At 31.9% G+C, this 7559-nt stretch carries 6 protein-coding genes; 5 read left to right on the forward strand and 1 reads right to left on the reverse strand.

Annotated elements, in window-relative coordinates; translation table 11 throughout:
• Positions 1–129: 129 nt before the first annotated feature.
• Entirely contained in the window at positions 130–849 is a 720-nt protein-coding gene (locus ACE3PD_RS05985; protein WP_374400533.1) for a 3-ketoacyl-ACP reductase, read from the reverse strand.
• 167 nt (positions 850–1016) lie between these two features.
• On the opposite strand from ACE3PD_RS05985, the gene ACE3PD_RS05990 reads away from it, so the two are divergent.
• The 5 genes from ACE3PD_RS05990 (at position 1017) to ACE3PD_RS06010 (ending at position 7108) form a co-directional block, all read left to right on the forward strand.
• Positions 1017–1949, forward strand: coding sequence for a peptidylprolyl isomerase (locus tag ACE3PD_RS05990; protein ID WP_374400535.1), 933 nt, complete (start codon positions 1017–1019; stop codon positions 1947–1949).
• A gap of 192 nt (positions 1950–2141) precedes the next feature.
• A complete protein-coding gene (locus ACE3PD_RS05995; protein WP_374400537.1) occupies positions 2142–2888 on the forward strand; it encodes a hypothetical protein in 747 nt (248 codons plus the stop codon).
• A gap of 283 nt (positions 2889–3171) precedes the next feature.
• Positions 3172–6531: a type II CRISPR RNA-guided endonuclease Cas9 gene (cas9, locus tag ACE3PD_RS06000; protein WP_374400539.1), complete on the forward strand. Its 3360-nt coding sequence runs from the start codon at positions 3172–3174 to the stop codon at positions 6529–6531.
• A 45-nt stretch (positions 6532–6576) separates the two neighbouring features.
• Complete coding sequence (locus ACE3PD_RS06005; RefSeq protein ID WP_374400541.1) at positions 6577–6819, forward strand: type II toxin-antitoxin system ParD family antitoxin; 243 nt, start codon at positions 6577–6579, stop codon at positions 6817–6819.
• A complete protein-coding gene (locus ACE3PD_RS06010) occupies positions 6812–7108 on the forward strand; it encodes a type II toxin-antitoxin system RelE/ParE family toxin (RefSeq protein ID WP_374400543.1) in 297 nt (98 codons plus the stop codon). Before ACE3PD_RS06005 ends, ACE3PD_RS06010 begins: the two co-directional genes overlap by 8 nt.
• Positions 7109–7559: the final 451 nt, after the last annotated feature.

The following is a 7559-nucleotide window of genomic DNA, read 5'->3' on the forward strand; positions in this document are numbered from 1 at the left end:
TAAAAAAATCATAGTATCGATTCTCATAATCGATTTTGAAGCATTAAAGATAAGAAGAATAGTGGTTTAAAAACAAAAAAGCGATGTTTTACAGAAGTAACATCGCTTTTAGATTAGATTTTGTTGATTTTATGGATTTGTGGACCACAAAGAAGCATTTTTCAATAAAGCTCTTCTTGGAAGTTGTAATGCACTAACGATTAGTTCAGCAAAATCTTCAGGTTGTAATACGGTTTCTGTGGAGTCTTTGCTTGCTATTCCTAATTGAATCGACATATCAGAAGCAATTGTGCTTGGTGTTAACGTACACACTCGGATGTTGTTCTTTCTCACTTCTTTCATTAACGATTCTGACATTCCGATTACAGCGAACTTTGATGTAGAATACGCAGAAGTATTTGGGTTTCCAGTTAATCCAGCAGTAGACGAAACGTTGAAAATATCTCCTTGATTGTTAGCAATTAGATAAGGTAACACTTCTTTAGTTACGAAGTACATTCCCATTACATTCGTTTGAATTATCGATTGCCATTGGTTCACATCCATTTCTAAAAAGCTTCCAAAAGCTGCAATTCCAGCATTATTAACTAAAATATCGACTGTGTTAAAAGTATTCATGATTTCTTGAATTCCTTTTTTTACTTCGTCATAATTACCGATGTCAAAAGCCGCATACGTAGCGTTTATACCCAATGCTTTTAATTCGGCAATAGTTTCTTTTAAATTTGCTTCATTTCTTCCTGTTATGGCAACATCAATTCCTTGATTTGCAAATGCTATAGCTGTAGCTTTTCCTAAACCTCTACTACCGCCCGTTATGATTGCTTTTTTACCTTTTAAATTTTCCATTCTTTTTCATGATTTTAGACCACAAATTTACTACATAAAGATATTTTACTTGTTTTATATGATGTTAAAGATTGTTTAAATTCGTGAGGAGATTATGCTATAACATAACTTAATTGATAGGTTCGTAATATTTTTGTAGTTTTGCACTTTAATTTAATAAATAGAAAATGGAAAACGGAATATACGCTAAATTCAATACTTCAAGAGGTACTATTTTAGTAAAATTAACGCACGATTTAACACCAGGAACGGTTGGGAATTTCGTAGGATTAGCAGAAGGACAATTAGAAAATTCGGCTCGTCCAATGGGAAAACCATATTATGACGGATTAAAATTTCACCGTGTAATTCCTGATTTTATGATTCAAGGTGGTTGTCCACAAGGGCAAGGAACAGGTGGTCCGGGTTACAACTTCGACGATGAGTTTCACCCAACTTTACGTCACGATGGGCCTGGAGTTTTATCAATGGCAAATGCTGGACCTGGAACTAATGGATCTCAATTCTTCATTACTCATGTTGAAACCGCTTGGTTAGACGGAAAACACACCGTTTTTGGACATGTTGTTGAAGGACAAGATGTAGTGGATGTTATTGCACAAGGAGATACAATTGATTCATTAGAAATTGTAAGAGTAGGAGAAGACGCTCAAAAATGGAATGCTATTGAAGCTTTCAGAACATTTGAAGGTTCAAGAGAAAAAAGAATTGCGGAGCAAAAAAAAATGGCAGAGGAAGCTTTAGAAAAATTAGCCGCTGGTTTTCAAAAAACTGAAAGTGGTTTACGTTACCAAATCATCCAAAAAGGAAATGGTAAACAAGCTGAAAAAGGTAAAAAAGTATCGGTTCACTATCAAGGAGCATTAGAAAACGGACAAGTTTTTGATTCTTCATACAAAAGAAAGCAACCTATTGATTTTACTTTAGGTATTGGTCAAGTTATCGAAGGTTGGGACGAAGGTATTGCTTTATTAAAAGTGGGTGACAAAGCTCGTTTTGTAATTCCATCTTATTTAGGATACGGTTCTAGAGGCGCTGGAGGCGTTATTCCACCAGACGCTACTTTGGTTTTTGATGTTGAATTGATGGATGTTAAATAGTTAAGTCCAAAGTAAAAAGCTAAAAGTAAAAAGTATATTTAAAAGAAATCCTGAGACTTAGTCTTGGGATTTTTTTTGTTTTATGCACTAGTTAGACATCGGATAATCTATTAATATAAGTTATTATAAAGTTACTATATAGTTGCTATATACTTATTATAAATATTTATATTTGTTTTAAATTAGTTTATTATGGCAAAAGTTTCAGGGATAATTCAGATTGAGGGAACGTTATCGGGTATTACTTTTTATAAGCGAAAAGGAGTTTGGATTGCGCGTAAAGCTGGAGGAGGGTTTAATGGTAAGGCTATTAAAACTAAAGCTTCAATGGTAAGGGTTCGTGAAAATGGTAGCGAGTTTGGTCGTTGTATGAAAAGTGTTCAACTTTTTAAAAAGGCTTTGTTTCCGTTATTGGTTTTGGTAAAAGATACTGATCGTCATGCTCGAATTGTTAGTTTATTTACAAAAATTAAGAATAGTGATGTGGTTTCTGAAAGAGGTTCTAGAAGTGTAGCTGTAGGTTTGCAACAGGTATCGGGTAGGGATTTGTTGATGAATTATTTGTTGACTAAAGGAAAAGATTTGTCATCTTTTTTTGCTACGGGCTATTTATTTGAATGGGAAACTGGAATTAGGTTTTATAATCTTGATGGGAACCATTTGTTTTTTCCTAAAGGAGCTGATTTTATTGAAATTCAATTGATGTATGCTAAAATTGATTTTGAGAATCAGCAATATGAAATTAGTGATTGTGTTAGAGAAATAATTGGTAAGTATTTTCAGGGTGACTTTTTACTACCGAAACCTGATTTTACACCTGAATTGGAGGGTGTTTTGGTTGCGGCTGTAAGTATGCGATATATGCAGGAAGTTAATAACGAATTACATCCGTTATTAGAGCAACAACATAGTTTTATTCAGATTTTGGGTGTTTTGTAGGGACAAATTGTTATTTATTTTTTCTGTGATAAATTGGATTTAATAAATTAAATCAAGGGGGGACAGGTCGCGACCTGTCCGTACGGGGAAAAAAAAGTCCCACCGAAGCAGGACTAAAGGTTTTCACCTACGGCATATAGCCTTATTGTGATAAGATTAAAGATTTGAAAGTTTAATCTGTTGCAAATATAGCAAAAAACTTTTTTAGTTAGTTTACGGATTTCCGTATTTGTAGTAATTTTCTTTTCTTATATTTATGAATTGATTTTTTAAGCGATACAAAATGGCAAAGATTTTAGGATTAGATTTAGGAACTAATAGTATTGGGTGGGCATTGATTGATGATGTTCAAAATAAAATTTTAGGTATTGGAAGTAGAATATTTCCAATGGGAGTTGAAAACTTAGGGGATGGTGAAGGAGAAATTTCTAAAAATGCAAGCCGAACAGGAGCAAGAGGTATTAGAAGACAATTTTTCAGAAGAAAATTGAGAAAGAAGATTTTATTGAAAGCACTTGCTGAGAATCAAATGTGTCCTATGGTTACTAATGATTTTGAAGATTGGAAGAAAACAAAAGAATTTCCATCTGAAAAATTAGCTAATTGGTTTGCTTTAAATCCTTATGAATTACGTCAAAAAGCATTAAATGAAAAATTATCTTTAGAAGAAATAGGTAGAATTTTTTATCATTTAATTCAAAGACGCGGGTTTTTAAGTAATAGTAGAAAAGGAGGAAGCGATGATGGTGCGATTTTTAAAGGAAATCCTAAAGAAGGTAAAATAGGAATTACAGAAACTCAAGAAAGTATTCAAGGTAAAACACTTGGCTCTTATTTATTTGAAATTTATCCCAAAGAAAATCAACCTTTTCAAGATGGTTTGGAGCGAATTCGTAATCGATATACAACCCGTAAAATGTATGTGGACGAGTTTGAATTAATTTGGAACAAACAAGCTCAATTCCATGCTATTTTAAATGAAGATTTAAAAGCAAAATTTGGAGGCAGAAAATTAGACGGATACAAAGAAGATGGAATTTTATTCCATCAACGACCTTTACGCTCGCAAAAACATTTAGTTGGAAATTGTTCTTTTGAACCTAACAAAACGAAATGTCCAATTAGTGCAATACCCTTTGAGCAATTTAGAGTTTGGCAATGGGTGAATACCGTGGAATATAATGGAAAGAAAATTTCTCAAGAAGAAAAAGAAAAGATAGTTGAGTTTTTATATGCTAATGAAAAACCTGATTTTAAGAAAATTAGAAAAGCTATTGGTAAAGAAAGTGCAGAATTCAAATTCAATTATAAAGATGACGATAAGATTGTTGGGACTCACACAATTTCTAACTTATCCAATAAAAAATATTTTGGTAAAAAATGGTTTGAGTTTTCTGAGAAGGAGCAAGAAGATATTTGGCATGTGCTGTATTTCTTCGACAGTAAATCGAATCTAAAAGAATATGCTATTAAAAATTGGAATTTTACTGAAGAACAAGCAGAATCTATTGCAAAATTCAATCTTAAAGATGGTTATTCTAGTTTGAGTAGAAAAGCGATTTCAAATATTTTACCATTTTTAAAATTAGGTTTTACCTATGACGTTGCGGTTGTACTTGGTGGAATTAAAAATGTTTTTGGTTCCGAATGGGAGAAATTATCCGATGAGAAAAGAAATTATTTAATTGACAATGCAGAAGGAATTGTTCGTTCCAAAACCAAAGGTGGATTCATTGATATTATCAAAGATATTCTTAGGAATGATTACAACATTTCAGACCATCAATTGCGAAAATTATACCATCATTCTGCGACTATTGATGTTGTTGAATTATTAGAAAAATTACCTGTTGGAAAAGAAGCTGACAAAGAAATACAAGCCATTCGAAATCCAATTGTAATTACGGCCTTGTTTGAATTACGAAAATTAGTCAACGAATTAATTGACGAATACGGCAAGATTGATGAAATCAAAGTGGAAGTGGCTCGTGATTTAAAAATTTCAAAATCACAACGAAATAAAATTCGTAGAGAACAAAAACGATTAGAAAGAGAGAATGATAGAGTAAAAGCAAGATTGTTAGAAGAAGGACAACGAATTACTCATGATAATATTTTGCTTTATAAGTTATGGGAAGAATGTAAGCGAACTTGTCCTTACACAGGAAAACCTATTTCTGTAACTCAATTATTTTCTGGTGAAGTTCAAATTGAACATATACATCCTTGGAGTCGCTCTTTGAATGACAGTTTTTCTAATAAAACACTTTGCTATGCAGACGAAAACCGTAAAAAAGGAGATAAAACACCTTTTGAATTTTATGGAAATGATGAAGCCAATTGGTCAGCTATAAAAGAACGAGCCTTAAAGTTATTTACTGATACCAAAGAATATCCAAACGCCTATCAAAAATTCAAACGTTTTGTGCAGCAAAAATTTGACGATGATTTTTCATCTCGTCAATTAAATGATACAAGATATATAAGTAAAGAAGCAAAAAACTATTTATCGAGAATTTGTAAAAATGTGATTGTTTCTCCAGGTCAAGCTACTTCCAACTTACGTCAAAAATGGGGAATGAATAATATTTTGAATGATGAGAATGAAAAAACGAGAGAAGATCACCGTCATCATGCCATTGATGCCTTGGTAATGGCTTGTACCAAAACCTCTTACGTTCAAGAATTATCAAAATGGAATCGTTATAATAGAAATTCGGAATTAAAAAACTTTCCTTTGCCTTGGGAAACATTTCATTATAATGCTGAAAAAGCTGTAGATAAAATACTAGTTTCACACAAAAAAGTTTCAAACGATATTACCATTAGAACCCACAAATGTGAGAAAAACGGAAAAACTTATACAAATGTTGGAGTTGCTGCTCGTGGACAACTGCATAAAGAAACTGTTTACGGGAAACGAACCTTTAATGGAGAAGAAGCTTTTCACGTTAGAAAACCGATAGAATTGTTAACAACTGAAAAGCAATTAGAAAAAGTAGTGGATGAAACTATTAAATTATTAATTATAAAAAGAATCCAAGAATTAGGTGGATTTGTAAAAGGAAATATTCCAGCTAATACTTTTTTTGTAGTAGATGAAAATGGAGTAAAACAACCGCAAATATTTTTACCCAATAAAAATGGTGCTCCTGTTCCAGTTTTAAAAGTGAGAGTAAAAGAAAATATTGGTGGAGCAGAAAAATTAAAGGAAAATGTAAATCAATGGGTAAATCCAAGAAATAACCATCACGTATTAATTTACAAAGATGAAAAAGGAAATCTAAAAGAAGAAGTAGTTACTTTTTGGACAGTGGTTGAACGCAAAAGAACAGGACAATCCGCTTACCAATTACCTCTTGATGGTAAAGAAATGGTGACTACATTACATATTAATGATATGTTTTTATTAGGTTTAAACGAAGATGAAATCAATTGGGAAAATCCTGATTATGAAGTTTTGAAAGAGCATTTGTATAGAGTTCAGAAATTGTCATCATCTGATTTTTCATTTAGATATCATAAAACATCTACTGTAGATAATAAGCTGGAAGAAAAGAGAGTACAGAGTTTAAAAGCTTTTTCGAATATTAATCCAATCAAAGTTAAAATTTCAGTTTCAGGAAAAATCCAAAAGTTGTAAAATAATTATATTTGGTGTATATTTACACCACTTAATAAAAATATTATGGCACGACAAAGCATTACCTTAGCCAATCAAAATGATGAATGGTTAAAAGAACAGGTAGCTAAGGAAGAGTTTACGAGCAAAAGTGAAGCGGTTAATTATTTAATAAAACAAGCCCGTGAGCAAGATGCTTATGTAGAATTTGTTCGAATGAAAATTGAAATGGGCGAAAAAAGTGGTTTGGCTAAAAAACAAACCAAAGAGGAAATGTTGGCTGAATTTAAGAAACGGTTGAATGTATAGTTATGATTTAAGCGAAAAAGCAAAAGAAGATTTATTGCGTATTTATGAATATGGGATCGGTCAGTTTGGGTTAGATCAAGCCGATAAATATTTTGATATGATGCACCAATGTTTTGACAAAATTGCAACAAATCCGTTTTTGTTTCCAACAGTTTCTCATATTAAATCAGATTATCGAAAATGCGTTTGTGGTGTTGATGCTATTTATTTTAAAATAGTTGTTAATTCAATAGAAATTAACACCATCATTGGAAGGCAAGATTTCGAAATTAGAAGTCTCGTTCATTGAAATAAGTTTTTCAAACGCTTAAACAACTCAAGCCACAACGGAGTTTCGGTGATAGCTCACTCCGTTGTGGTTTGATTAAAGATTTGAAAACACGATATTATAAAGGAGAAAGAATAGTACATTGATACTGTTGTGGTTTGATTAAAGATTTGAAAACACGATATTTTAAAATTTGTTACAGAAACAGGAACTATCGTTGTGGTTTGATTAAAGATTTGAAAACACGATATTATTTAGCAATGAGTAGTCTTAAAAAAGCCGGTTGTGGTTTGATTAAAGATTTGAAAACACGATATTTTGTTTTAGTTTAGTTCACTACTATCCGAAAGTTTTTCAAAAATAGAAAAAAAACTTCTGTATCCCTTTGTTTATATGCTTAATTTTGTTTGATTGATAAAATTATCTGTTGAAAAAATGTTTTTTTCTGGTGGTTTTTCAGCTTTTTTTACAA

It is taken from the genome of Flavobacterium sp., assembly GCF_041911335.1.
Lineage (GTDB): Bacteria > Bacteroidota > Bacteroidia > Flavobacteriales > Flavobacteriaceae > Flavobacterium.